Source organism: Brevibacterium sp. FAM 27836 (assembly GCF_051351055.1).
In the GTDB taxonomy this organism is placed as follows: domain Bacteria; phylum Actinomycetota; class Actinomycetes; order Actinomycetales; family Brevibacteriaceae; genus Brevibacterium.
On sequence record NZ_CP195711.1, the window covers coordinates 1,905,947 to 1,932,879 of the forward strand.

General features: G+C 66.0%; 20 protein-coding genes and 1 pseudogene. 11 read left to right on the plus strand and 10 right to left on the minus strand.

What is annotated here, in order from left to right; translation table 11 throughout:
• Positions 1 to 127: 127 nt before the first annotated feature.
• Together ACSE4D_RS08620 and ACSE4D_RS08625 are read left to right on the plus strand one after the other, a co-directional pair.
• Positions 128 to 1,501: a replication-associated recombination protein A gene (locus ACSE4D_RS08620; protein WP_436327077.1), complete on the plus strand. Its 1,374-nt coding sequence runs from the start codon at positions 128 to 130 to the stop codon at positions 1,499 to 1,501.
• 259 nt (positions 1,502 to 1,760) lie between these two features.
• Complete coding sequence (locus tag ACSE4D_RS08625; protein WP_436327078.1) at positions 1,761 to 2,300, plus strand: hypothetical protein; 540 nt, start codon at positions 1,761 to 1,763, stop codon at positions 2,298 to 2,300.
• Between the two features lie 60 nt (positions 2,301 to 2,360).
• Here ACSE4D_RS08625 and ACSE4D_RS08630 read toward each other — a convergent pair whose 3' ends face one another.
• From ACSE4D_RS08630 to ACSE4D_RS08640, 3 genes are all read right to left on the minus strand, one after another.
• Positions 2,361 to 3,626 carry a M20 family metallo-hydrolase gene (locus tag ACSE4D_RS08630; protein ID WP_436327079.1) on the minus strand — a complete coding sequence of 422 codons (1,266 nt, stop codon included), beginning with the start codon at positions 3,624 to 3,626 and terminating at the stop codon, positions 2,361 to 2,363.
• 93 nt (positions 3,627 to 3,719) lie between these two features.
• Positions 3,720 to 5,414 (minus strand): thiamine pyrophosphate-dependent enzyme, encoded by a 1,695-nt coding sequence (locus ACSE4D_RS08635; protein WP_436327080.1) that lies wholly within the window; start codon positions 5,412 to 5,414, stop codon positions 3,720 to 3,722.
• A gap of 74 nt (positions 5,415 to 5,488) precedes the next feature.
• Positions 5,489 to 6,820: an MFS transporter gene (locus ACSE4D_RS08640; protein WP_436327081.1), complete on the minus strand. Its 1,332-nt coding sequence runs from the start codon at positions 6,818 to 6,820 to the stop codon at positions 5,489 to 5,491.
• Between the two features lie 218 nt (positions 6,821 to 7,038).
• Between ACSE4D_RS08640 and ACSE4D_RS08645 the strand changes: the two genes are divergently transcribed.
• A complete protein-coding gene (locus ACSE4D_RS08645; RefSeq protein ID WP_436327082.1) occupies positions 7,039 to 8,223 on the plus strand; it encodes a PucR family transcriptional regulator in 1,185 nt (394 codons plus the stop codon).
• A gap of 98 nt (positions 8,224 to 8,321) precedes the next feature.
• On the opposite strand, the gene ACSE4D_RS08650 is transcribed toward ACSE4D_RS08645, so the two are convergent.
• A complete protein-coding gene (locus ACSE4D_RS08650) occupies positions 8,322 to 9,311 on the minus strand; it encodes a DUF2332 domain-containing protein (protein ID WP_240689578.1) in 990 nt (329 codons plus the stop codon).
• Positions 9,312 to 9,506: 195 nt separating this feature from the next.
• Here ACSE4D_RS08650 and ACSE4D_RS08655 point away from each other — a divergent pair, with 195 nt between their 5' ends.
• Both ACSE4D_RS08655 and ACSE4D_RS08660 read left to right on the plus strand, forming a co-directional pair.
• Positions 9,507 to 10,871: an MFS transporter gene (locus ACSE4D_RS08655; protein ID WP_135537759.1), complete on the plus strand. Its 1,365-nt coding sequence runs from the start codon at positions 9,507 to 9,509 to the stop codon at positions 10,869 to 10,871.
• 97 nt (positions 10,872 to 10,968) lie between these two features.
• Complete coding sequence (locus ACSE4D_RS08660) at positions 10,969 to 12,417, plus strand: FAD-binding oxidoreductase (RefSeq protein WP_135537760.1); 1,449 nt, start codon at positions 10,969 to 10,971, stop codon at positions 12,415 to 12,417.
• 28 nt (positions 12,418 to 12,445) lie between these two features.
• Here the strand turns inward: ACSE4D_RS08660 and ACSE4D_RS08665 are convergent, their stop codons facing one another.
• Positions 12,446 to 13,465 (minus strand): siderophore-interacting protein, encoded by a 1,020-nt coding sequence (locus ACSE4D_RS08665; RefSeq protein ID WP_436327083.1) that lies wholly within the window; start codon positions 13,463 to 13,465, stop codon positions 12,446 to 12,448.
• Positions 13,466 to 13,701: 236 nt separating this feature from the next.
• Between ACSE4D_RS08665 and ACSE4D_RS08670 the strand changes: the two genes are divergently transcribed.
• Together ACSE4D_RS08670 and ACSE4D_RS08675 are read left to right on the plus strand one after the other, a co-directional pair.
• Positions 13,702 to 14,736 carry an ABC transporter substrate-binding protein gene (locus ACSE4D_RS08670; protein WP_135537762.1) on the plus strand — a complete coding sequence of 345 codons (1,035 nt, stop codon included), beginning with the start codon at positions 13,702 to 13,704 and terminating at the stop codon, positions 14,734 to 14,736.
• 32 nt (positions 14,737 to 14,768) lie between these two features.
• Complete coding sequence (locus ACSE4D_RS08675) at positions 14,769 to 16,121, plus strand: D-serine ammonia-lyase (protein WP_135537763.1); 1,353 nt, start codon at positions 14,769 to 14,771, stop codon at positions 16,119 to 16,121.
• A 10-nt stretch (positions 16,122 to 16,131) separates the two neighbouring features.
• Here the strand turns inward: ACSE4D_RS08675 and ACSE4D_RS08680 are convergent, their stop codons facing one another.
• The gene (locus tag ACSE4D_RS08680) at positions 16,132 to 19,320 is read right to left on the minus strand and encodes a hypothetical protein (protein ID WP_436327084.1); all 3,189 of its coding nucleotides are present in this window, start codon (positions 19,318 to 19,320) and stop codon (positions 16,132 to 16,134) included.
• Positions 19,321 to 19,493: 173 nt separating this feature from the next.
• Here ACSE4D_RS08680 and ACSE4D_RS08685 point away from each other — a divergent pair, with 173 nt between their 5' ends.
• On the plus strand, positions 19,494 to 20,381 hold the full coding sequence (locus tag ACSE4D_RS08685; RefSeq protein WP_436327085.1) for a hypothetical protein: 888 nt from the start codon (positions 19,494 to 19,496) through the stop codon (positions 20,379 to 20,381).
• 21 nt (positions 20,382 to 20,402) lie between these two features.
• Here ACSE4D_RS08685 and ACSE4D_RS08690 read toward each other — a convergent pair whose 3' ends face one another.
• Entirely contained in the window at positions 20,403 to 21,737 is a 1,335-nt protein-coding gene (locus ACSE4D_RS08690; RefSeq protein ID WP_135537764.1) for an APC family permease, read from the minus strand.
• 35 nt (positions 21,738 to 21,772) lie between these two features.
• Positions 21,773 to 22,699 (minus strand): LysR family transcriptional regulator, encoded by a 927-nt coding sequence (locus ACSE4D_RS08695; RefSeq protein ID WP_135537765.1) that lies wholly within the window; start codon positions 22,697 to 22,699, stop codon positions 21,773 to 21,775.
• 157 nt (positions 22,700 to 22,856) lie between these two features.
• On the opposite strand from ACSE4D_RS08695, the gene ACSE4D_RS08700 reads away from it, so the two are divergent.
• Together ACSE4D_RS08700 and ACSE4D_RS08705 are read left to right on the plus strand one after the other, a co-directional pair.
• Complete coding sequence (locus tag ACSE4D_RS08700; protein ID WP_346763069.1) at positions 22,857 to 24,206, plus strand: aromatic ring-hydroxylating oxygenase subunit alpha; 1,350 nt, start codon at positions 22,857 to 22,859, stop codon at positions 24,204 to 24,206.
• 74 nt (positions 24,207 to 24,280) lie between these two features.
• A complete protein-coding gene (locus ACSE4D_RS08705) occupies positions 24,281 to 25,504 on the plus strand; it encodes a hybrid-cluster NAD(P)-dependent oxidoreductase (protein ID WP_240689581.1) in 1,224 nt (407 codons plus the stop codon).
• A 383-nt stretch (positions 25,505 to 25,887) separates the two neighbouring features.
• Here ACSE4D_RS08705 and ACSE4D_RS08710 read toward each other — a convergent pair whose 3' ends face one another.
• Positions 25,888 to 26,145 (minus strand): hypothetical protein, encoded by a 258-nt coding sequence (locus ACSE4D_RS08710; RefSeq protein WP_135537767.1) that lies wholly within the window; start codon positions 26,143 to 26,145, stop codon positions 25,888 to 25,890.
• Between the two features lie 52 nt (positions 26,146 to 26,197).
• The gene (locus tag ACSE4D_RS08715; RefSeq protein WP_135537768.1) at positions 26,198 to 26,563 is read right to left on the minus strand and encodes a hypothetical protein; all 366 of its coding nucleotides are present in this window, start codon (positions 26,561 to 26,563) and stop codon (positions 26,198 to 26,200) included.
• A gap of 37 nt (positions 26,564 to 26,600) precedes the next feature.
• Here ACSE4D_RS08715 and ACSE4D_RS08720 point away from each other — a divergent pair.
• Positions 26,601 to 26,738 (plus strand): annotated as a pseudogene (locus ACSE4D_RS08720) (hybrid-cluster NAD(P)-dependent oxidoreductase); the annotation flags it as partial.
• Positions 26,739 to 26,933 lie beyond the last annotated feature (195 nt).

Sequence of the window (26,933 nt, forward strand, 5' to 3'; positions counted from 1 at the left end):
GAGCAGCGCAATCGTCACTCGGTGGTCTGTTCGACCGCGAGGGGAATGTGTACGGTGGGACGCATCGGCGAGGGACATCCGCTCACCGAGCATCTGGTCTCCATCGGGTTGGGAAGGAGATGAGCTGATGAGTGAGGATTCGCCCGCACTGTTCGGGGCCGATGAGTCCACGCGCCCCCTGGCCGACAGGCTGCGGCCGACGACTCTCGCCGAGGTGGTCGGCCAGGAGCATCTGCTCGCCCCGGAGAGCCCGATCGGACGGATGGTCTCCGAACACCGACTCGCCTCTATGGTGCTGTGGGGGCCTCCCGGGTGCGGGAAGACGACGATCGCCCGCCTCCTCGCCGAAGGAACCGATCTCGTCTTCGAGCCGCTGTCGGCCACCTTCTCCGGAGTCGCCGATCTGCGGAAGGTGTTCCTCGCCGCGCAGAAGCGGCGCGAAGTCGGACAGGGCACGCTGCTGTTCGTCGACGAGATCCACCGATTCAACCGCGCCCAGCAGGATTCCTTCCTCCCGTATGTCGAAGACGGGACGATCGTGCTCGTCGGGGCGACGACCGAGAACCCGAGCTTCGAGCTCAACGGCGCACTGCTCTCCCGCTGCCAGGTGTTCGTGCTCAAGAGGCTCGATGAGACCGCCCTGACGACGGTCTTCGAACGAGCCGAAGAGGCGATCGGCAACGCACTGCCGCTGGATGCGCAGGCGCGGCAGTCCCTCCTCGCCATGGCCGACGGAGATGGACGCTATCTGCTCAACCTCATCGAGATGCTGTCGACCGTGCACGAGCCCCTCGATCCGGCGGGCCTGGCTCAGCTCGTGCAGCAGCGCGCCCCGCAGTACGACAAGTCCCAAGAGGGGCATTACAACCTCATCTCCGCCCTGCACAAGTCGATGCGCGGTTCCGACCCCGACGCAGCCCTGTACTGGTTGGCGCGGATGCTCGACGGGGGAGAGGACCCGCTCTTCATCGCCCGGCGCCTCGTCCGCTTCGCCAACGAGGACATCGCCATCGCCGACCCGCAGGCCGTCCACCAGGCACTGGCCGCATGGGACGTCTATGAACGCCTCGGCTCACCCGAAGGGGAACTCGCGATCGCCCAATGCGTCGTCTACCTGGCCACCGCACCGAAGTCCATCGCCGTCTATCGCGGGATGAACCGGGCGATGCGCGCGGCCAAGCAGTCCGGCTCGCTCATGCCCCCGGCCCACATCCTCAACGCTCCGACGAAGCTGATGAAGGACTTGGGATACGGGGAGGGGTACGAATACGACCCGCACACCGAGGCGGGCTTCTCCGGCCAGAACTACTTCCCCGACGACATGCCGCGACAGACCTTCTACGAACCGACCGACAGCGGTGAGGAACGGCTCATCGCCGAACGGATGCGCCGCTGGGCCCGACTGCGCCACGACTCCGCAGGTGATGGTCCCGACCCTGGCGATGACGGTCCGCGCTCGACGGACGGTTCACGCTCGACAGGCGGATCCAACGGGGACTGAGCGCGGTGCCGCGTCGAGAACACCGGCTTGGCACTCATCGAATTCGGCGCACATGTTCACTCCTCACTGACGTTTCGTTGCAGGGAGACTGAGCCACCTATGAGTCTCTATGCATTGAACCGGCGCGGTGCGTCCGACAGGGTTGTGATGGGCCATTTCCAGCCCCTTCTGTGCCGAACGCAGCAGGCGCGGCTGTGCCCATCACAGTGAGGACGGTCTTTCAGGCTGCCGGCCCACACCTACAGGAAAGTGAGAACAGATGAATCGTGTACGCACACTTGCGGTGACCGCACTCTCCGCTGCCGTCATCGCGGGAGGCGTCTCCCTGTCGACGGCGACCTCGGCTGCCGCCGACCCGACCGGAGGCATCGACGACCCCGACGAGCTGACCTCCGAACAGATCGACAATGCGCGCACGATCATCGGCGTCGGAAAGGGCGCGGACCTGTCGAAGGACGCGCAGACGATCGCCGTGATGACGGCACTGCAGGAATCGAGCCTGCAGAACCTCGACGGTGGAGACAGGGACTCCGCCGGAGCGTTCCAGCAGCGGCCCTCCGTGGACTGGGGATCGACCGATGAGGTCACCGACCCGGTCTACTCCTCGAAGGCCTTCTACGGAATCAACCCTGAAAGCCCCAATCCGGGTCTCACCGAGATCGACGGCTGGGAGAGCAAGGATCCGGGTGCCGCCGCGCAGGACGTGCAGGCCTCGGCCTACCCCGACGCCTACGCGAAATGGGAACCGCTGGCCGAACAGCTCGTCGACGAGAACCAAGACGTCGACGACATCGAGTGAGGCCCGCACCCGGCCCGTGTCCGGACCCGGCACGCATCCGGGCCACTCCCGGACCCGGCCTCAGGCCAGCGCGCCGGCGGCGAGGCGCCGGACCACCTCGGTGAGGTGATGCAGTCCGGAGACGAGGTCCTCGTCCTTGGTGAACTCGGACAGACTGTGTGAGATCCCGTCGACGCTGGGGATGAAGAGCATGACTGTCGGCACTGCATCCTTCATGTTCGTCGAGTCATGCCCGGCCACCGTCATCACCCGCGCCGAGGTGAGCCCCAGGTCATCCGCGACCGTGCGGGCCAGCTCGACCCCGTCCTCGGAGTACGGGTTCTGATCCCAACTGTGCTCGGCGACGATCTCGATATCGACCCGATCCTCCTCGCACACCGTGGCGATCGTGGCCATGAGGGACTCATGGGCGGCGGCGATCACCTCGGCGCTGGGAGAGCGCAGGTCGAGCAGCAGGCGAACCTCGCTGGCGACGACGACCGGGGAATTCGGATAGACGGTGAGCTGACCGCACGCGGTGTGCAGGGCTCCGGGCTCGAATTCCTCGGTGAGCTCACGGGCGGTCACGACGAGACGCGCCGCACCGAGCAGAGCATCCTGACGGTCGTCCATGAGCGTCGACCCGCTGTGGGCCTGTGCACCGGTGACGACGAATTCGTACTTGTGCGCCGCCCACGTGGCACCCACCAGCCCGATCGTCACCCCGTCCTCCTCCATGCTGCGGCCCTGCTGAACGTGGATCTCCGCATAGGAGGCGATCTCGGGGAAGGTGAAGTCCCCGCGCTCGCCGAGGGCATCGAGCGCCTCGGCGACGGTGATTCCCTGCGCATCGGTTGTCGCCAGGGCGGACTCGAGTTCGGCCTTGCCGGTGAAGATATTGCTGCCCATCATCGAGGGCTTGAACCGCGATCCCTCTTCGTTGAACCAGTTGACGACGGCAAGATTGAACCTCGCCTTCGAGGGGTCCGCGCGCAGTTCATCGGCGACGGCGAAGCAGGCATGCGCCGAGGCCATCACCCCGTAGGCACCGTCGAAGCGACCGGCCGTGGGTTGGGAATCCATATGCGAACCCGTGAGCACATAGGGGGCACCGGGCACGAGTTCGAGCAGCCCGAACTGGTTGCCGATCGCATCCCGATGCACGCCGAAGCCGTGCTCGACCAGCAGCTCTTCGAACCATTTCCGCTGCTGCCCATCGGCCGCGCTGGCCGCCTGCCGGTCGACACCGTTCGTGCCCTCCACCGCGCCGAAGCGTGAGTGGACGGCCCAGTCGGCGAGGAATTCGGCCTCACGATCCGCGCTGATCAGAGAGGGTGTGACGGTCATGATGGGTCCTTTCGAGATGGTTCGGCCACGGGTGGGCCCCGCGGAGTCGCGGTAAGGATGCGGAAGAGGGCTGCGGTGTCGGCAGGGTCGGTGTCAGGAGGTCTCGTCGGCCGCCGGCGGCATCGTCGCCGGATCGATGAGCACGTGGATGAGCGCGGGGCCCTCCGCTGCCAGGGCTCGGTCGAGCGCGGGCCCGAAATCCTCGGTCGTCTCGACGCGTTCGCCGTGCCCGGTCAGCCCGGACACCGAAGCATCAGCCCCCGGCGAGGCGGCCCCGGAGCTGCTCATATCGAACGCCGTCATCCACTCTGCGAAGTTCGGGTTGACCATCCGTGTGCCCGAGGGCCTGCCTGGATAGTGGTTCTCCTGGTGGGAGACGATCGTTCCGTACACGCCGTTGTCGACGACGATGATGAGCGGTCGGGCCCCATGAGCGAAGGCCGTGGCGATCTCTTGGCCATTCATGAGGAAATCCCCATCGCCGCAGATCGCGACCGCGCGCCGGTCCGGGAACGCCAGGGACGCGGCGACCGCGCCGGGCACGGCGCTTCCCATCGCCCCGTTGCGGGCACCGACGAGACTGGCCGGCCGATTGTGACGGATGAACCGGTGTCCCCAGATCGTCGCATTTCCCGCCCCGTAGGTGAGGATCGCCTCCCCGCCGAGGCGGTCGTCGAGGATTCCGAATGCCACCCCGAGATCGACCCCGGGAACCGCCGCTGCGTCGGCGCGGTGAGCGGCGAACCGGGACTGCACCTCCGTGCAGCCTCGCATCCACTCATCCGAACGTTCGCCGCGTGCACCGTCGGCATCGAAGCCGGTCAGCGCCTCGGTGAAGGACTGCGGTGAGGCGAGGATCTGCTGGTCGATACGTCCGGCATGCTGGGTGGCCTCCGGGTCGAGGGACACGAGCACGGTTTCGGCATCGAACCCGATCGTGTACCCGTCGCTGGCCACATCGGAGCGGGTGCAGCCGACGAAGACGAGCAGGTCGGCCTCGGCGAAACCGGCGGCCACGGCATCGGCGCGACCATAGCCGAGCCACCCGGCCCACGCCGGGCAGCTGTGCGGCAGCGCATCGTAGGCTCGCCAGTCGCAGAAGATCGGAATCCCCGCCGAGGCGGCGAACGCCGCAAGGTCGGCACCGCAGCCCGAGTGCCAACCGTCTCCGCCGAGGACGAACGCGGGACGCTTCGCTGCGGCGAGACGGGCCCTCAAGGATTCGATCTCAGCGGTCGCCGGGGCCGGTGGGGCCGCCTCGGCGAGGGTCGGGGCGGTCGATTCGGTGAGGCGGACGAGGATGTCTTCGGGCAGGCCGACGACGACGGGTCCGGGCCGGCCGGCCGCGGCGATGCGCAGGGCATCGGCGGTGAGTTCGCCGGCGCGGTGCTCGTCGTCGATGGTGATGACACGTTTGGCCGTCGAGGAGAACCACTCGGGCAGACTGAACTCCTGGAAGGACTCGCGGGCTCGGTCGGTGAGCGGGACGAGGCCGACGAAGAGGACGAGTGCGGTCGCATCCTGCCATGCGGTGTGGATGGCGATCATCGCGTTCGCCGCCCCGGGCCCGCGGGTGACCATGGCGATTCCGGGGCGGCCTGTCAGTCGAGCCTCGGTGAGGGCCATGAACCCGGCCCCGCCCTCCTGGCGGCACACGATGGTCTCGACCGAGGAATCGTAGAGGCCGTCGAGGACGTCGAGGTAGGACTCGCCGGGGACCGCGTAGACGCGTTCGATCCCCGCGTTCTCCAAGGTGTCGACGATGAGGTGGCCGGCCGAGTGCGACATGGTGTTCGTCCTTTCGAGGGGTGCTACCTGACCCCGGCGGGCAGGGGTGCGGTTGCGCGGGTCCGGAGACGGGCTCAGTGTTTGAAGCCCGGCAGGTCGACGCTCAGCTTCGGGGCGATGATCCCGGCGAAGGCGGTGAACAGCGACAGGAAGGCGAGCATCGCGGCGGCCGGCCACCAGTGATCTCCCGCCGAGGCGATGAAGCCGGTGGCCAGCAGCGGAATGAATCCGGAGAGCATACCGGCGGCGTTCTGCGACATTCCCACGCCTGTATAGCGGGTGTTGGCCGGGAACAGGCCGGTCATCACGGTCCCCGAGGCGGCGTAGGGCAGCGACAGGGTGCCCACCGCCAGGGTCATGGCCAGGATGATGAGCACCGGCTGACCGGTCACGAACAGCAGGAACGCTGGGACCGAGACCAGCGCCGAGGCGACTCCGCCCCAGAGGACGACTTTGCTGGCACCGTACTTCGCCCCCAATGCTCCGCCCCAGATGAGGACGAAGATCTCGACGAAGGCCGCGACCATGCTGCCCAGCAGCAGGAGCGAATCGTCATAGCCGAGGATGTTGACGCCGTACCAGACGCAGAACGCGGTGACGAGGTAGAAGCCGCCGACGCCGAGGAGAGCTGCGGCCATACCGACGATGACCTGCTTCCAGCTGTCACGCAGAGTCGTGCTGATCGGGCTCTTCTCGACCTCGCCGGACTCCTCGAGCTGACGGAAGACCGGCGACTCCTCGAGTCGAGAACGGAGGTAGACGGCGACGATGAGCAGGGGCAGGGCGATGAGGAAGGGGATCCTCCAGCCGAAGGAATTGAAGTTGTCCTGCGAGAAGACGAGCGTCATGATGAAGAAGCCGCCGGAGGACAGGATGGTGCCGATCGGGGAACCGATCTGCGGGATCGCCGCGTAGCGGGCGCGCAGGTGCAGGGGTGCGTTCTCGACGACGAGGGTCATCGCGCCCGACCATTCGCCACCGACGAAGAGGCCCTGGAGGATGCGCAGGAGCACGAGCAGGGCGGGGGCGGCGAAGCCGATGGCGGCGTAGGTCGGCAGCAGGCCGATGAGACCGGTGACGACGCCGATGCCGATGATCGTGATGAGCAGGACCCGGCGGCGACCGAGCTTGTCGCCCATGCGGCCGAAGACCAGCCCGCCGATGGGGCGGGCTGCGAGTCCGACGCCGAAGGTGGCGAAGGACGCGAGAGCGGCGGCGGTGGCGTTCTCGTTCGTGAAGTACTGGACATTGAAGATCAGGGCGGCCGCGGCGCTGAACAGGAAGAAGTCGTACCACTCGAGGGCGGTGCCGATCAGCGCCCCGGCGGCGACCTTGTTCGCATCCTTGATGCTCAGCTCAGTGGTGGCGTTGAACTCGGCGGCCGCCGTGGTGTTCTGCTCGCTCATGGTTCTCTCCGTTGAGTCCGGGGGATGCGGCCCGGTTCGGCCGCATCTGTGTGCGGGTGAGGCACCGGGTGCTGCGTGCGCATGCAGGAGGAGTGCCCCGGCATACGCTGCGTTGGCCCGGCAGGTACCGACCTTACAGAGTGCCACATGCCATGCTCCAGGCGCATTTGCCGCCGAATATCGGTCACAACTTGTGCATATGCACATATCCTTGAGGGATGGTGAATGAGCAGAAGGGCAATGTCGACGACCGGCAGCTGCGGGACCGGCCGGCGCCCGGGGACGAGCAGCGATGGCTCGAACTTCTCGACGCGCTCGACCTCGATGAGTTGACCGAGAGGTTCATGTCCCGCGTTGTCACCGTCTCCGGATACGACCCCGCGCCGATCCCCGTCTCCGAGCTGCGCCGGACCGGACGGCTCTCCTTCAGCACCTTGATCGAGGGACTGCGGGCCGGCGGCTTCGATGGACCGGTGGCGATCTCGACGGAGGTCGGCGTCTCGCGAGCCCGGGCGGGCATTCCCCTGGAGGCGCTGATGACCGCAATCCGCCACGACTTCAATGTGCTCTGGGAGGTGCTCACCCGGGTGGCGAGTCAGGACGATGCGGAGCTCGTCATCCGCCACACGGGCATCGTGCTCAGCACCGTCGACGAATACGTCTCCCAGGTCCAGCAGGCCTACACGGCGGAGCTGGCGCGGATGCGCGCCGAAGAGTATTCGGTGCAGACGGGACTGATCGCCAGCCTCTTCGACGACCCCGACCCGACCAGTGAGCGCCTGTCGACGATTGCGTCCGGTCTCGGCCTCGAGGCGGACTCACCGCTGCTGGTCATCGCCGCGGCCGGGGAGGATCTGCGAGCGCTGCGCGTGCTCATCTCCGATTACGCCCGCGCGGGCGGGACCATGTTCACGCACCACCTCGGCGAGGTGCTCATTGCGTTCACCCGCGATTCGGAATCTCGCGGTCGCCCCGGCGAGGCGTTCGAACGCCGGGTCGCTGAGGCGCGGGTGGGATACGTGCGGGCCGCGGGTATCGGTGCCCTGCGGAGGTCGGCACTGACGGCTCGCGATCTTGCCGAAGTCATCGCCCCTGATGAGACCTCGGCGATGACATGGCGACGCGGGTGGGCGCGCCTGGCAGCCCGGTCGCTCAACGCTGCCGGCAACCCGATCCTCGGCGATGTCGATTCGGCGCTCGCCGACTGCGGCCGGGTCGAACGCGAACGCCTCATCGAAGCGGTGCGGGCCTACCTGGCCTCGGGAAGCATCGGCGCCAGTGCGACCGAACTGTTCTGCCACCGCAACACCGTGGCCAATCGTCTGCGCCGTTTCGCCGAACTCACCGGGGTCGACCCGACGGTCCCCGCCGAGGCGGCCCGCCTCGTCGTCGGCTGGGCGTGAGGACAGCCGGCCATCACCGATGACGGACTCAACGAGGTGGGAAAGTGCGCTGAGGAATGCATCAGGGTGCCTTCCGAAGGCAGTGCACGGGCTCTGCCCTACATCAGCCCCTCATAGCTCTGCCCGTGTGGACCGGTCAGTGCCGTGGCCCTGCCGTCGACGGCAAGGACGAAGCGACCGTCCGGCTGGACGCCCAGGTCGCTGACCTGCGCGAGAACGTCAGGCAGCACCCCACCGCCCTCATTGCTGATCCACACGATGTCCTCGCGCTCGCGCATGAGGGCGGCGAACCGCTCGCGTACGGCGGGCTCGACATAGGCGAGCACGGCGCTGTGGAACACGACGGTCTGCGTGTTCGCAGGAGCCTCGGCCGCCAGCGACTCGACGGTGTCGAGCAGATCCCCGGGGACCAGCCTCGGCGGATCCGCCCCGACGAGCTCTGCGGCGGCACTCAGCCGAGCGCGTCGTCCGTCGTGCTCGGGCCAGATCAGCGACTGCAGCCATTTCTGCTGGTCAGTATCGGCGATGTCGATCGGATTGAGGTCGATCCCGGCGCGCCAGGCGACTTCGGGGACACGCGTCGGGGGCGCGGCATGTCTGAGCTCGCAGTCCAAGGTGACGCTGCTCGGACCGGTGACTGGGTCGCACCGGGTGATGCCTGACTCGCTGCGATACGTGTAGCTGTACCGATCGGGATACAGGCACAGCCCGGCCGAGGCGCCGACCTCGATGAGCGACAGCGGGCCGGAGAGCTGAGCCAGGGCCGGTAAGAGCACAGCGCAGCGACCTGCCTCGTTCGTCTGAGTCGAACGCGCAAGCATGAGTTCGCGGGTTGGCCCCCAGTTCTTCAGCAGCCATTCCCTCAGGCTCGAATAGTCACCATTTCCGGCGCCGAGGTGGCGGGCCGCCGCGAAGAGCAGGTTCGCCTGACGTTTCGGTGTAGGAAGCTCGAGGAGCCGAGCGATGATGACCTCATCCTCGGCCACGCCCCGAGCCCACTGAGTGTAGATCGGAGAGCTCTCGGCGGCCTCCAGGAGAGCGAACTTCCTGTAGTACTCACGCAGGCTCGCGGCATCGAGTTCGGTCATCGGCTGCATGGTGTCCCCCTTGTCGCTCTGCTCCAATCGTAGTAGTCCGCAGTCGTCCCGGTATTCGGCACTTCCGCCGCGAACGCTAGGCGAGGCGGGCGAGCTGTCGTAATGTGTTGCCGTAGTGCGCAGAGAGCCGTCATCGCGGCGAATCCCGAGCCACCACCGTGGCCGGACCAGATCGAAGGAGATCCTATGTCATCCGAGGTGAGCCCGTCCGCAGCCGGACAGTCACCGTCCGGCACCGTGTTGGAGAAGCGGACCATGCGCAAGGTCCTCATCCGGCTCATTCCGTTCATCATCGCGATGTACTTCATCAACTACCTCGACCGCACGAACCTCGGCATCGCCGGCCCCGGCGGAATGAATGAGGACCTCGCGATGAACGCCACCCAGTACGGGTTCGCCGCGGGCGTGTTCTTCTTCGGCTACCTCATCCTCGAGGTGCCCTCGAACCTCGCGCTGCACAGATTCGGGGCGCGCATCTGGCTCGCCCGCATCCTCATCAGCTGGGGGATCATCGCCGCCGCAATGGCGTTCGTGCCGAACCACGGCTGGCTCTATGTGCTGCGGTTCCTCCTCGGAATCGCCGAGGCGGGATTCTTCCCCGGTGTCATCCTCTACCTCACCTACTGGTTCCCGACCACGATGCGTGCCCGGGCGACTGCGCTGTTCATGCTCGCGATCCCCCTGTCCAGCGTCGTCGGATCGCCGCTGTCGTCCTGGCTGATCTCGAGCGGCAATGCCATGTTCGACAGCTTCGCCGGTTGGCGCTTCATGTTCATCATCGAAGGCGTCCCGGCGGTGCTGTTGGGCATCATGTGCATCGTCTACCTCACCGATCGTCCCCGCGATGCCAAATGGCTGACTGTCGAAGAGCGCAACTGGCTGCAGGCGACCATGGACGCCGAGGAGAAGGACAAAGAGCAGACCTTCCACTACCCGGTCCGCCGCTCCCTCCTCCAACCGCGTGTGTGGGCCCTGTCCTTCGTCTACTTCGGCATGGTCTACGGCCTCTATGCGATGAGCTTCTTCCTGCCGACGATCATCTCCGGGTTCCAGGCGACCTTCGGCGTCGAATACTCGATCGTTGAGATCGGCTTGATCACCGCCATCCCCTATATCTTCGGTGCACTGGCCATGTACTTCTGGTCCCGCCACGGCGACCGCAGCGGCGAACGGGTCTGGCACGTGGCCCTCCCGCTCTTCATCGGCGGTGTGACGATCCCGATCGCGCTCTACCTGTCCTCACCGTTCACCACGATGATCGCAGTGACGATCACGTGCATGGCGATCTGTGCGGCCCTGCCGACGTTCTGGCCGCTGCCGCAGACCTTCCTCGCTGGTGCCGGAGCCGCCGCCGGTCTTGCGCTCATCAACTCACTGGGCAACTCGGCCGGATTCTTCGCCCCCTACATCACGGGCTGGCTCGCCGACCTCACCGGGACCCAGAACGCGGGGATGTGGGTCGTCGGCGCCGCGATGGTCACCGCCGGCATTGTGACCCTCATCCTCAAGGCGGCACCGGCGCCCGATAGCCTGGAGGCGAAGCTCAAGTAGAAGGCTGCACGACCGTCGACACCCATCGCCGAGGCGGACGACCGCGACGTTGCGACGCCGACCTTCGCTGCCGCCACCGATGAACCGAGGAGCACGCATGTCGACCCTTCCGACCGCAGCCGCGAACCCGACCACCGACTTCCCCACTCTTGATCCGGCCGTGCTCGCTGACCTCGCCGCCCGTCTGAGCCCGGGCGCACTGACGACCGACCCCGACGTCATCGACGCCCACTCCAGTGACGAAGCCCTGTTCTGTCCACGCGAGGGTGCGATCGCCCTGGTCAGGGCCGCCTCGGCGGGGGATGTCCAGGAAGTCATGCGCTTCGCCGGCGAACATCGGGTCCCCGTCGTCCCGCAGGGCGCACGGTCCGGAATCTCCGGCGGAGCGAACGCCTCACCCGGGGCGATCCTGCTCAACGTATCGAAGATGAAGGACGTCGTGGCCGTCAACGAGGCCGAACGACTCGTCACCGTCCAGCCGGGCATCATCAACCAGGACCTCAAGGATCACCTGGCCCCGTACGGGCTGTCCTACCCGCCCGATCCCGGATCGGTCGCGCTGTCGTCGATCGGTGGGAACATCGCCACGAACGCAGGCGGCCTGTGCTGCGTGAAATACGGTGTGACCAGGGATTACGTCCGGTCGCTCAAGGTCGTTCTCGCCGACGGGAGCATCACGACGCTCGGCCCGCAGACGGCGAAGGGCGTGGCCGGACTCGATATGCGCCACCTCTTCATCGGCTCCGAAGGCACCTTGGGCATCGTCGTCGAGGCGACCCTGCGCCTGGTGCCCGCTCTGCCTGATCCGTTCACCGCGATTGCGACATTCCCCGATGAGCGCAGCGGACTGCAGACCGTCGCCGACTTCGTGGCCGGAGGAGGGGTGCCGAGTCTGTTCGAGTTCCTCGACGGGGCAAGCCTGCGCATGCTCAACGACTACGGCGACTTCGGTCTCGACGGCGATGCCGGGGCGATGCTCATCATGCAGGTCGACGACAACCCGACGGATGCGGAAGCCGCGATGTCGACCTTCACCGAGGTGGCTCAGCGCTGCGGTGCCCTCGACGTCGCGTACTCCGACGACCCGACGGACTCCGCGGCCCTCATCACCGCCAGGCGGATGATCCAGCCGGCCTACGAGAAGTTCGCGAACGCCCACGGCGGTGGGCAGCTGCTCGACGATGTGTGCCTGCCGCGCACGGCCGTTCCCGAATTCTGCGACCGGCTGGCCGAGCTGCGGGCATCCTCCGGACTCGAGATCGCGCTCGTCGCTCATGCCGGTGACGGCAATATGCACCCGTCGGTGTTCTTCGACTCTGCGGATGCGGCCGAGACGGCGAAGGCCGAAGAGGTGTTCGAAGAGATCATGCGCGTCGGCCTCGAGCTCGGTGGAACGATCACCGGAGAGCACGGGGTCGGCTTCCTCAAACGCGCGTGGCTGCCGAACGAACTCGACGAAGGATCACGACGGATCCAGCTGGCCGTGAAGAACGCCCTCGACCCGCAGGGCATCCTCAACCCCGGAAAGATGCTCGCCGAGATCTGAGCGCGCTGTCTGCTGAGGGGCCGAGTGCTCAGCCCTCGGCCTTGCCCTGCCGCCAGTAGCCCATGAAGGCGATCTGCTTGCGGTCGACCCCGACCTCCTGGACGAGGTAGCGGCGCAGACGCTTGACCGGCCCGGCCTCTCCGGCGATCCAGGCATAGAAGGGACGGGCGTCCTTGTCCGTCGCACTCGAACTGTCCTGGGCCGCCTCGGTGAGGGCCGCGGGAACATCCCAGAGGATCTCCTCGTCGATGTTGACATCATCGAGTTCCCGCACCTGGCCAAGTGGCCCGCCGGCCGACACTGCCGATCCGGCCCCCATTTCGGCGGGGATCCGGGTCTCCGAACGCACCGCCTCACGGACGGCGGGTTCGAGCAGCTGTCCGAAATCGGCGTTGCCGCGCGGCAGCCATTCGATCTCGAAGCCGGCGGGAGCAGTCATGTCGATGATGTCTTCGGCTCTCGGGACCTCGAGCACGGCCTTGCCTTGGGCCTGACTGTCCTTGAGCGAATCGAGGATCGAGGCGATCGCGGGCACGGCGGTCTCGTCGCCGGCGAGCAGGATCTGGTGGGCATCGCCGGGGGCGAACTCGATCCCGGCGCACGGGGTCTCCGAGGCACGGGAGGGGCCGATGATGTGGAGACTGTGCCCCACCTCGGCGGATTCGGCCCACTGAGCCGCCGGGCCCGAATGACCGTGTTCATCGGTGTGGAGGACCATGTCGATGACGAGTCTGCGGTCGGCATCGTTCCAGTCCCGCACCGTGTAGGTGCGCATCGCGCCGCGAACCTCGGGATCGACTTGCAGCCAGGCCCGGTACCAGGACACCCCGGCGGCTTCCTGCTCGGTGAGGAACGCGGGCAGGTCGAACTGCGGTGTGGCCGCTCCGGCCGGAGGGATGACGAGTTTGATCCGCAGGTCACGAGGGTGCGTGTTCGGACCGAATTCCTCGAGTCCCGCACCCCCGAATGTCACCCGACGGAAAGACGGGCTGAGGTCTTCGACGGCGACGACCTCTGCTTCGAAAGCACCGATGGGGGCTCGTGACACTGATTCTCCTTCGCATCCCACGACCACAGGGTCTTGGGTGCGTCCCCGCGGGGACGCGTTCCGTTCGTGTGTGCAGCTGTCGAGGACGTGCGAACATCCACAACACTGCTCTACTCTAATTCAGTAAGGCTAGCCTTTCCAAATAGTGTTACGGTGGTCCCGGCGTCGCCAGGCCTTATCAACAAGGCCGGCTGAGCAGCGCGCTGACCAGCACTTCCACCGTTCCACCTCGTCCAATGTCCCCGCGGGGACGTGCCCGATCCGTCCTCGCCGGGACGCTCACCGAAAGGCTCTCGATGCGTCGTCGTCAGCTTCTTGCCCTCTCCGTTCTCGCCCCGTTCGCCCTCGTCGCCTGCGACGGTTCGACGACCGATGACGCGCCGTCTGCGGCCTCCGGAGGCGGCGGCACGGAACAGAACTTCCGCTACTCGCCCGAGGGCTATGACGGGCTGACGATCGAACTCGACCGTCCGGCCAAGCGCATCGCCGCGGACTTCTACTCCGCGGCCGGTCTGGCACAGTACGGGATCACCCCGGTCGCGGTCTTCGGATTCGGGCAGAACGAATCACCGGGGAAGGCCTTCGACTCCACCGGGGTCGAGGTCGTCGGCACCGAGATGGAACTCGATATCGAAGCCCTTGCGCTGACCGAGCCGGACATCCTCGTTGCTTACGGCAATGACGAGGGCGACGGCTGGACCTGGTGGGACGACAAGGTCAAAGACCAGGTCAACGACCTCGTCGACTTCGTTCCCGTCAAGCTGAGCGAGCAGAGTCCGGATGCGATGTTCGCCCAATACGCCGCGATCGCAGAGGCACTGGGCAAAGACACGGAATCCGGTGCCGTCGCCGAGGACCGCAAGGCCTTCGAAAAGGCGCGCAAACGCATCCGCACCGTCGCCGAGGACAATGATTCGCTGACCGTGCTGCTCGCGAACTTCAGCGCCGAGATCAACTACGCCTCAACCTCGCTGGGGATCGCGCAGATGCTCAGCGAGGACGGACTCACCCTCGTCGGGCCCGAATCCCCGGCCGACAGCGCCTGGGCTGAAGTGTCCTGGGAGAAGATCTCCGACTACCCGGCCGACGTCCTCCTCGTCCACGACGCGTCGGCCGACTACGAGGACAATCCCGTCTACCGACGGCTGCCTGCCGTCAAGGCCGGACAGCTGGGCACCTGGGACGACAAACGCGCCTACACCTATGACGGCTACGCAACCTGGCTGAACGAACTCGCCGACGTGCTCGAGGATGCGAAGAAGATCGTCTGATCCTTGCCCGAAAGTCCGGCTACGATCGGGGCATGACTCAACTTCCCACCGATCTTCGCGACGACGACGTCATCCGATCCTTGGCATCAGCCCAGGCGACCACATGGGTCCGGCGAACTCCCGCCGAGGCGGCCCTGCCCGATCTCGCCGACGTCATGGATTCCGCGGCGGCCCGGTTCGACCGCTTCGCCCCTTGGTTCGCCGAGACCTTCCCGGAAACGGCAACGGTCCCCGTCGAACTCGCATCGGCCTTCCCCGAGGCCCGCGGCGGACTGATCGAATCGCCGCTCGTGCGGGCCGCCTCGGCGCAGGAGCGACTCGACGCGCTCTTCGGAACCGAACTCTCCGGTCAGCTGTGGCTCAAGCGTGATGACTCTCTGCCGGTGAGCGGGTCGATCAAGGCGCGTGGCGGTTTCCACGAGGTGCTCGAATTCGCCGAGGCGGTCGCCGCCGATCACGGCCTCGACGCTCATGATCCCGCCACCTACTCGAGCCCGCAGTTCCGGGAGATCGCTGCAGACCACCGGATCGTCGTCGGCTCGACGGGCAACCTCGGACTGTCGATCGGAATCCTCAGCGCACGGCTGGGATTCGCCGCCTCCGTGCACATGTCCGCCGACGCCCGCGAATGGAAGAAGACGACGCTGCGCGACCACGGAGTCGACGTCATCGAACACGCCGGTGACTTCGTCGAAGCCGTGGAGGCCGGACGCGCCTCGGCGGAAGCCGCCGCGAACACCCACTTCGTCGACGACGAGGACTCGGTGAGCCTCTTCGCCGGGTACTCGGTGGCCGCACTGCGGATCAGACGCCAGTTCGACGCCGCCGGAGTGACCATCGATGAGCAGAATCCGCTCACCGTCTACCTGCCGTGCGGAATCGGCGGAGGGCCCGGGGGAGTGACGTTCGGGCTCAAGCGCGTCTTCGGAACTGCGGTGCACTGTGTCTTCGTCGAACCGAGCCAGGCACCGGCGATGTTCCTCGGTGTGCGCACCGGTCGGCACAGCGACATCTCCGTTCAGGACATCGGACTCTCCGGAGCCACCGCCGCCGACGGACTGGCCGTCGCCCGGCCCTCACGATTCATCGGACCGACGATCGGGCCGCTGATCTCCGGTTTCGCCGCGGTCCCCGACGAAGTCATCCGGGCCGGAGTCGGTGTGCTCCACGAGACCGAAGACATCGACGTCGAACCCTCGGCAACCGCCGGGCTGACCATTCCGTGGCGGATGGGTGATGCGGCGGCTGAGTCTCCGGCGGGCGTCCACCTGGTGTGGCTCACCGGCGGGGCGATGGTTCCCGAGGGAGAGCGGGCTGCCTACGTCGAGGAAGGACGAGGGCTGGTGGAGAGGATCGGCGACACCTCGGCGATATTCGTCGACTGAGGTTCGTCGGTCACCAGTCCCAGGGGTCGTCGGTGACGGTGATGACGACCTTGTCGTCGACGATCTCAGCCGTGCCGGTGAGGTCGAAGGTCACGGTGTCATCGAAGGGTTCGGACTCATCGAACATGTCGTAGCTGCCGGTCACAAGCGCCTCACCGGAGGTGTCCGAGGAGATCAGCCACGCAGGTCCGCCGTTCGGACCGGTCGCATCCGCGGGATCCGAATACTGGTCGGCGCCCATGGAGTCATCGGCGACGGTCACCGTCGGATACGACGAGATCGACCACTTGAGGCCGGTGGCATCGTAGCTCTCCGCCAGCGAGGAGCCGAACGGGCACCCGTCAGGCTGCGCGACGGTCTTCTTCGCGCAGCTGTCGATGAGGGTCTTGACCTGCTTGTCGACCTCACTGCGGAACGCGTCCGAGGGGTGGGCGGCGAGCATCGGTGTCTCCTCACCCTCCATGTCCGCGTCATCACCGAGGAACGCTCGCACCTCGACCTCGTCGGCAGTGATGAGGTCGGACTTCTCAGCCACATCGATCGTGTAGAGACCGGGGAAGGCCGGCAGGGACAGCGTCGACCCGTCGCTGTCGACGTCGATTCCGTTGACCTTGACCTTCTTGAGGCCCGGAGTGTCGACGGTGAGGGTGAGCAGATCCGGACTCTTGAGCGTCCAGTCGTCGAAGAACAGAGCCTTCTTCCCGGCCCGGTGCAAGGTCAGGGTGCTGTGGCCCTTGGACCCTCCGACGTCATAGGTGACCGCGACCGTCGCCGTGTCGCCTGAGATCTCGGCATCGTCGACGGTGACATCGTCGGGCAGCGCCTTGGATCCGCCGAGCACATCGTTCGTCAGCAGGGTCCGTGACTCCTGTGGAACATCGACGTCGGCGACCTTGAGCGCCCCTTCGGCGTCTCCGTCGGAGAGTTCCGCGAAGTACTTCTCCACTGTCGCTTCAGGACCGAACATGTGCCCATTGACCTGGGTGACGACGATGAGCGCGGCGACGAGGAGGAGGACGGCCCCTCCGGCCACGACCGATACGAGAGTCGTCTTCTTCTTGTCGAAGGGTCTGGCCGGACCTGCAGACGGCTGCGCGGCGTACATTCCCTGCGGCACCGGGTGCGACTGCTGCCCGGCCGAACCCTGTGGCGCCGAATAGGCCTGCTGGCCGACCGAACCCTGCGGGTAGGCGTAAGGCTGCTGGTCTGACGGTGTCGGATGCTGCTGCGGGCCGACCGGGGCGGAGAACTGCTGCGGACCCTGCAGGTGGCCCCGCGAGCCGAACGCTTCAGGCGATGCGGGCTGACCCTGATATCCGCCGGGCCCCTGTGGCCCGACTTCGCCGGGTCCGGGGGCGACCGGCGGCGGCGTCGGAGCGATTGTCTGAGCCAGATCGGGATGAACGAAGGCGAAACGCGGTTCGCTCATGCCCAGGTGCGGTCCCCAGTGCGGATGCACGGTCCGTCCGGCGGCGATCCGGGCCAGGGCCGGGAAGGTGAGAGCGAGTCGTGGACCGAGGGTGCGGGAGAGCACCTCGATGATCCCACCCCAGACGGCGAAGATGAGGAACGTCCAGGCCAGGGGGCCGATTCCGGCACGGGCAGCACCGGAACCGCCGAAGTACATGGCCGCCTCGGCGGATCCGGACATCGACAGGTGCGCAGGAATCGCCAGCAGCGACAGCAGACCCCACACGAGGCAGAACGCCACCGGCAGCTTCCAGGCACTCGACCACTGCTGCTTGTCCTGCTCGACGACGGTCCAGGCCGGACGTCGGGTGACGGTGGCGACGACCGTCGCGATCAGCACCGCGACCGCAACGACGAGCAGTCCCAGCCACAGCAGGCCGGGGGCGTCGCGGCTGAACAGGGTGAGGCTTTCGCTGAAGGTGTCCGAGTAGACGCCGAAGTCACCTTGGGCGGTGGCGCTGATTCCGCCGAGGTGGGTCAGCGAGGTGAGGATGAGACCCATGTTGATGAATGTCAGCGGTACCAGCTGGCCCGGCATCTCGACGGACAGCGGCAGGACGAAGAGCGCGACGATCGAGAACACGGCGGTGCAGAGGGCAAGGTGGACCCAGGTCACCAGCAGCGGTGGGACCGCCCAGCGCAGAAACGGTGCGCCGATCGCCTCGGTGCCTTTGAAATGTCCGGCGATCCGGCCGGCGATGCTCGTGATGAGGATGACGAGCAGGGGCAGGAAGAACGACCGGACGGTAACCGCCGAGTAGGAGAAGGTGAGCGCACCGTCTTCTTCGAACGAGGAGAAGCGCGCGGCGAAGATGACCTGGAGGAGGAAGAGCACGAGCGTCATCGCCAGGGTCGAGACCCCGATGCGGATCCACGTGGACACCCGGTTGGGTGCAGGGGAGCGGCGTTCGCTGATCTTCGTCATCGACCACAGCAGGCCGACAATGATGATCGTCACGACCAAGGGCGCCCCGGTCGTGAAGATGCTCAGCTGGGCGTTGAAGCTGTCAGGAGCATTGATATCGAGACGCAGCGCCGCCGAACCGAACAGGGACAGTGCCATGAGGACGAAGGGCAGAGCGTAGCTGAGGCTGTCGAGGTTGAAGCCGGTCTCCTCGGTCAGAGCGCTGAATTCTGACATCGACGTGAGGATGACGGTGAGGATGATGGAGACGATGATGCCGCCGAGGAGGGCGATCCCCGGCGGGATCAGGGCCGTTCTCCACGTGGAACCCTTCGCCAGCGCCGAGGCGAACTTCGACTTCGGGACATGTGCTGGGTAGCCAGGCGGTGCGGGATACGGCACGGGACCGGATTGGTAGGGTCCTTGCTGATACGGCCCCTGCTGATACGGCCCCTGCTGATACGGCCCCTGCTGATAGGGGTCTTGCCGATAGGGATCGTGCTGATAGCGACCCGAGCCTTGAGGGTGGGCGCCCTGCTGGTGGGAAGCGGACCCTTGAGCCTGCGGCCCACCGGCGTGCGGAGGGGCACCGGGGGCTGGAGGGTACGGTCCGGCTGCTTGCTGATAGGGGTCGACTGTCTGCGGGGAGGCGGGCATCCCGTCTTCCGGCGGCGCCCAGCGAGCAGTCTCTTCGGTGGAATCGGGCCGATCGTCGGCCGTGGGCTCGGGCTCGGGCCCGGGCTCGGGACTCTCCTGGTCCTCGATATCCCGATCCTTCGGATCCTCGGCGGCGGTCGGTGTCGTCTCGTCGGATTCCTCGTCCATACCCAGTCCTCAAGTGCAGTTGCTCGACAGCTCCGCGATGTAGTTCAAACCGAAACAATCAACTGATCAGGTCAAGCATGTGTAGTTCACAACTTATATTAGGCTGTTAATGCAAGAGAAGTTCTCTATCGGGACTTTTTCTGAAATACGGCGTGATCGATCTGGAGTTGCGGATGAGTACGAACCCTCCCGGGCGCGGGGATGAGAACGAATGGGACGTCAACGACCAGTCCGACAGTCAGTGGACGTCGCAGCCCCGTCCCCAGGGGAACACCGGCTGGGGCGCGCCTCCGCAAGGGCAGCCACCCTATCCGCCGCACCCGCCGGCCCAACCCCCTCACCAGCAGAGCGGTCCGGCCCACCCGCAGGCCGGGCCGCAGCATCCGCACGGTCAACAGGCCTACTCGCAGAATCAGTACCCCTATCCGCAGGGACCGGGCCCTTATCAGCAGCCGGCGGCAGCACCGAAGAAGCGCGGGCCAATGATCGCCCTCTTCGCCGTGATCGTCATCGTCCTCGGCGTGGGCATCGGCTGGGGTGCTGCGACGCTGTTCCCACGCGATTCCGATGAACAGTCCACCGTCGCCGCAAGTGAGGAACCGACGGCCGACGAGACCGGCAGTGACGGTTCGGCCAGCGCTGAACCAGAACCCACCGAGGAAGAGACGCAGCTGCCCGACGACCCGAAGAAGGCACTCAAGCAGCTCGCGGATGCGGACGGCAAGGAGGCCACAGACGACCTCAACGGCAAATGGGTGCCCCAGCTGAGCTCGAAGAAGGTCGGGCTCAAAGCCGAAGGCAGAACCTGGGACGAACAGGCGATCCTCGACGAGCATCAAGAGCTGCGTGAGGAGTTTCCTCGCGTCAAACTCGTCTGGAGCGGTGACTTCACAAGCTTCAAGGAAGGCAATTTCTGGGTCACGGTCGTCGGAATCGGCTACAACGACCCTGATGATGCCCTGTCCTGGTGCTCGTCGAACGGACTCGGCCCCGACAGCTGCTACGCCAAGCAGCTGAACACCTCAGGCGGCCACGAAGGCACGACTCGTCTGCAAGACTGACGGTCCACTCCCCGAGGCGGCTCAGCCGCGGATTCGCCGCCGGTTATTCACCGCGAACACCGCAATGCCGATGAGCAGCCAGATTCCTCCGATGAGGAGCGCCAGAGGATTCGCGCTCACGAGCACGGCGATGAGCAGTCCGGCACCGATGATCGGAACAACACCGTGTTTGAATCGATCCGGTGCCTCGCTGCCCTGTTTCCTGATGAGGAAGAAGCCGACCACCGAGGCCTGAAGAAGCACGAACGCGCTCAGCGCTCCGACGTTGACGATCGAGGTGAGCTGGTCGAGGCCATCGGCACGGGTCGCCGCCCACCCGGCCACGATGACATTTCCGCCCGCAGCCACGAGGATGCCCTTCCATGGCACACCGGTCCTCGGGGCCACCTCGGCGAGGAATTTCGGGACCTGCCGAGCCCGGCCCATGTCCATGAGGATGCGGGAGCCGGCCGCCTGACCGATCATCGCGGAGAACGCCGCGCCGACGGCCTTGGCCAAGGCGAGCAGCCAGTGCAGCCACGGACCGACCGTCGCATCGACCGCGTTGTAGTACGCGGCGCCTTCCAGCGAGGGATCGGCCTGCAGATCCGCCGGTGACAGCGGTGACAGGAGACTGCCCACCCAGGTCTGGGCAACGAAGAGGACTCCCGCCAGGATCAGGCAGATGAGAGTGGCACGTCCGACGATGCGCGGTCCGCCCTTCGCCTCCTCGGAGAAGGTCGCGAGCGAATCGAAGCCGAGATAGGACAGCACCGCCACGGACACAGCCGCGAGCACCGCCGTCATCGAGAAGGCGTCGACCCCGGTCAACGGGGTCAGCCACCCGCGGGTCGGACCATGCGAGACCAGATAGGCGATGCCGAGGACGAGGACCAGCGCGAGGACGGCCACCTCGGCGAGGACGACCCCGGTGATCACGCGCGAGGCGATCTTGACCCCGGCGAGGTTGAGGCCGGTGGTGAGGACGACGGCCACGGCCACGAACACCCAGACGGGCAATGCCGGGAAGATCGAGTTCAGCGCGATTCCGGTGAACAGGTAGGCGACCGAGGGGATGAAGAGATAGTCGAGGAGGATCATCCACCCGGCGATGAAGCCGGCCGGCTTCCCGATGCCCGCCGAGGCGTAGGCGAAGACCGTGCCCGCGCGCGGGACCTCGCGTGACATGCGCATATAGCTGACCGCGGTGAAGGCCATGACGACCGTGGCGACGATGTAGACGAGCGCGACAGCACCTCCGGAGCGGGCGTCGAGGGTGCCGAAGACCCCGACGGCGGCCGCCGGTCCGATGAAGACGAGACCGAAGAAGACGAGTTCGCTCAGTCCGATCGTCCGCCGCAGCTGCCCAGTTTCCATGATTCTCCTCGTATCCGATGCGCCTGGTCAGTATGTCATTTCGCCCGTTGGACCACGTCGGCGGACACCGACTCGAGGGTGGCCAGTGCCGCGGCGATGATCGGCTGCGTGCCAGAGCCGGATCGGATGCCGGTGAGGATCTTTCGCGAGGGGACGGGGTCACCGCGCAGCGGGACCCGCACGACGTCGAATCCGTCGGGCAGCCTGGCCAGACGCGGGATGAGTGCGACGCCGAGCCCCGCCGAGACCAGGGCCGCGCCGGTCTCCCACTCCCGCGATTGGTGGGCGTGATCCGGCTGGAAGCCCGCCGCCGCGCAGGCCGTGCGCACCAAGCGGTGATACGGCGAGCCGGGGCGGTCGAGGATCCACGATTCTTCGGCGGCTTCACTCAGCGGCACCGCTGCCCGGTTCGCCAGGCGATGACCCGAGGGGACGAGGAGATCGAGCTGATCGCTGAAGAGCGCGGACTGTTCGAAGCGAGAGTCACCGCGGGGCGGCAGCGGGTCGGTGGCCACGACGACGGCGACATCGGCATGATCGGCAACGAGCAGATCGAAGCACTCCTGGGGTTCGGCTTCGCTGATCGTCACCTCGGCGCCGGGGAACCGTTCCAGCACCGCCAGGGCGGTCGGCGGCAGCAGGGTCGCCGCGGCAGTGGAGAACCCGCACAGACGCAGCCGCCTGCTCCGCGTGTCGAGCCCGGAATCGAGACCGTCGAGTTCGCCGCGGATCTCCTCCCACCGGGTGAAGAGTTCCTGCGAACGCTCGAGCAGAACTTGGCCGGCGCGGGTGAGGACGAGGCCCCTGCCGCGAGGTTCGACGACGCGTACGCCGAGATCTTTCGACAGGGACTTCAGCTGGTGGGACACGGCCGAGGGCGTGTACCCGAGGCGGTGCGCCGCCTCGGTGAGGGTGCCGACTTCGGCGAGGACCCGAAGGACGTGGAGACGCGGATCGATCATGCAATAGTATTGCACGTTTCGGATGAAGAAGATTCGCTTTTCTTCAGCAAACCTCTGGCGGACACTGGGGGCAAGGAGCACAGACTCCGGGGCCGCGGCCGGCGAAGGGGCCGGCAGGAGAAACGGCCGAGACGATCACGACGAGGTGGTGGACGAATTGACTCTGGCCCCAGAGCAGAAGAGAACCGATTCCGGAGTGAGCGGCCCGGGCATGGCCGCTGGATCGGGCGGGCACGGCAGGACCGACATCGACCGACTCATCGACGAACGCGTACCCGGCTACTCCTTGGCGGCGCCGTTCTACATCAGCCCGGAGTTCTTCGCACGCGACATCGAGGCGATCTTCGCTTCGACCTGGATCTTCGTCGCCTCGACCGCCGAAGTGCCCGAAGCCGGTGACTACCTCACGATCGACATCGGCACCTACTCGGTCATCGTCATCCGCGATGACGATGAGGAGATCCGCGCCCACCACAATGTCTGCCGTCACCGGGGCACTCGGCTGCTGGGCGACCTGTCCGGTTCGGTGGGCAACATCGTGTGCGGCTACCACCAGTGGACCTACACCCCGGCAGGCGAGCTCATCTCCGCGGGCGTCCAGGCTCCTGGTTTCGATCGGACGTGCTTCTCGCTGCGCTCGGTGAACGTTCGCGTCATCGGCGGGCTGATCTTCATCTGCCTCAGCCCCACCCCTCCCGATGACATCGACGAGGTGGCCAATGTCATCGAACCCTATCTGGCAGGGCATGACATCGCCGCGACGAAGGTGGCCGCGCAGAGCGACCTCATCGAGGACTCGAACTGGAAGCTCGTCATGGAGAACAACCGCGAGTGCTACCACTGCGAAGCCGGCCACCCGGAGCTGACCTGCACATTCTTTCCCACCTACGGTTACGAACCCGAGGAGATCCCCAAGCGTCTGCAGCCGGCCTACCAACGCTACCTCGATGCCGAGGAGCAGCTGCGTGCCAACTGCGACCGCAATGGACTGCCCTATGCCCTCGTCGAGGAACTCAGCGGACGGCCGACGGGCTTCCGGATCGAACGGGCCGCTCTCGACGGGTTGGGCGAGTCGTACACGATGGACGGTTCGGCCGCCTCGGCGAAATTATTAGGTGACCTCGACACCTTCGTCCTCGGTCGGGCCTCGCTGCACGTGCAGCCGAACATGTGGTTCCACGCGATGGGCGACCATGTCGTGACGTTCAGCCTGCTGCCGCTGGCCGAGGACAAGACGCTGGTGCGCACGACCTGGCTCGTCCATGCCGATGCGGAAGAAGGCGTCGACTACGATCTCGACAACCTCACGAAGGTGTGGATCAAGACAAACGAACAGGACGCGACCTTCTGCGAACGCGGGCATCTGGGAATCTCGTCGCCGGCGTATGAACCCGGCCCGTACGCACCGACCGAATCGCAGGTGGATGACTTCGTCACCTGGTACATCGAACGACTCAAGGTGCATAAGGAGCTCAAGGCGCACAAGGAGAAGGGGGCGCAGCGATGAGGTACCGTCACTCGACGCTTGCCTCCAGGCTCGTCGACGCAGCATCTGCGGCGGTCACTTCGGCAGGGGGTCCGGTGGCAGAATCACCGGCAGGCAAGGCGACCTTCCGTGTGCCCGCGAGGACCGGGCGGGCATGGGCCGACTGGCCCGTGCAGGCGGGACTGGCCGCTCCGGCGGTCCCGCCCGCCCAGACCGGCCAGCTGGCCGTCGTGGCGGAGCCGCTCGATCCGGAACTGCTCACTGGACCCGTCGAGGTCACCGGCATCACTCAGGTCACCCATGACGTGAAGACCTTCGAGCTGCGGGCGGGGTGGATGTCCGCTGTCGACTTCGCCCCCGGACAGTACGTGACGATGCGCTTCCCCGAGCTCGGATGTGAGCGCTGCTATTCGATCTCCTCGGCACCCTTCGGCACGAACATCTTCACCATCACGGTCAAGCGCGTGCCCGGGGGAGTGGTCTCGACTTACCTGCACGACAGCGTTCAGCTCGGCGATCATCTCCACGTCGACGGGCCCTACGGGCTTTTCAGCACGAGGTTCCACCAGGCCGAACGCCACCTCTTCCTCTCCGCGGGCTCCGGGATCACCCCGATCATGTCGATGGTGCGCAGCCTGCTGGCCCGCCAGGGAGGGTTCGGCACCGACATCGTCTTCGTCCACAGTGCCTCGACGCCGGCCGACATCATCTTCCGTGCCGAACTCGAACAGCTCGCCGAGGTCGCCGGGGTCAGCGTGACCATCCTCTGCTCCCGGGACGCAGGGACGGAGACGTGGACGGGTCGGCGCGGGCGGATCGATGCGGCCGCCCTCGCAGAGGTCGTCCCCGACGCGGCCGAGCGTGAGACCTTCGTCTGCGGCCCAGGTCCGTACATGGACGCGGTGCGTCCCCTCCTCGCCGAGGCGGGAGTGCTGCAGGCTCGGACGCATGAGGAGTCGTTCGTCTTCGCCACCTCACCGGCCGATCGTTTGGCCGGGGCCGAAGCGAGGGCGAGGGCCGCGGGAGCCGGGGCCGGCGCATGCGGGCCCACCGGTGTGAGCCATGCGGTCGAATTCGCGGTCTCGGGGCGCGTGGTCGACTGCGATGAGTCCACGACCGTCCTTGACTCCGCTTTGGACGCTGGACTGTCGGTGCCCTCATCCTGCTCGGAAGGCGCCTGCGGAACCTGCAAGTCCGTGCTGGTCAGCGGTGAGGTCGAGATGAAGCATGCCGGAGGGATCCGCCCCAAGGAGATCGCGGCCGGAAAGTTCCTGCCCTGCTGTTCGACTCCCTTGACCGACCTCGTCGTCGAGAGGTGAGTGAGTCCGTCGTTCAGTGCTTGAGCTTCGTCTCCTTGAGGCCGTAGGTGCCGCGCACATAGGGTCGGAAGCCGACGACGTCCTTGCTCACCCCGTCCAGCGCCTTCTGGTAGGCGACGGGGACGATGGGGGCGTCGTCGGCGACCTGCTGCTGGATCTTCGCGTACAGCGCGTTCTTCGATCCATCGCCGCGGCGGGCGCATACGCGGAGAGTGCTGGTGTCGGTAGTGGGTTCGACGGTGATGGAGTGGAGCGTGCCGCGTCGGCATCGACAGAGCGCTGCAAGGGTCGGCAGGGTGTCGATCTTGCTGAGGTCGCTTACGTTGAGGTTCGCTGTATTCGGGCGCGCACTGACTGTGCACTAACGGTGACGCACCATATCGTCAGTCAACGACGAAGTTGCTCAGTCTGGCGAGTTTGAGGATGAACGGTGCGATCGACATCAATACTAGGAGCGAAGCGACGACCCAGAGCCACACCATTTTCGTTCTGTGCGTCCTGACGCTCGTGCTCAAAGCGAACAATGGGCTAAGCAGCGGAAGGCCATAAAAGATAGGAGTCAGCAAGAAAGCGAGAACGAGGAAGCCAATGAATTTCCACTCTGACGCCGACATGAATCGCTCACGCTGTTCGGTCGCCATGTCTTTCACCTGCATCCGTCTCGTCCTGACTGCCTCCAAAAGTGATTCAATCTTAGCCGCCGACCTGCCATGAGCCTTCTGAGTGGCAAGTGTGGTACCCAGTCTTACCTTTATATTTCTTCACCCAAGCCTGAGAACCGTTCCAGTATGTTCTGCCAGCATGCTTCTCGTAATTGGAGCCACCCCAGTAGGCATGCTTCCATTTCCGGCTCTTGATCTTTCCAGCTTTGGCCGCTTCGACGACTTGAGCAGTTTCGTGCTTGCTCATGTCTTGGGTAGCAGCGAGTGCTTTGGCCTCTCCGACATCGACTGTCTCAGTAGATCCTTCTTCGACGGTCACATTCCCTTTACAGATCTCGAGGTCGTCAGCACTCGCCTCTTGCCCGACCTTCTCGTAAGCCTGCTTGACTTCTTTCACGCAGGATTTGTCAACGAAGCTCGTGCTAGAAACCTTGTGCAAAGTGGTAGGCACATCTGCTTGCGCTGAGGTCGAGATGAAGCATGCCGGAAGGATCCGCCCCAAGGAGATCGCGGCCGGAAAGTTCCTGCCCTGCTGTTCGACTCCCTTGACCGACCTCGTCGTCGAGCGGTGATCGACGGCGCCAGTTGACATGTGCCCATGCAAGATGCCGGAGATGCCGAGCACGGCGGCTGCATCGACGGTAAGGTTGCTGACGATCGAGATCTTTGGTCAGAAGAGCGGCTTCTGCAGCGTGCGGATACGCGAACGTGGGCGGTGAGTCCGTGACGACGGCAGGCAGCTTCAACTGGGGGTGAGGGTGATATGT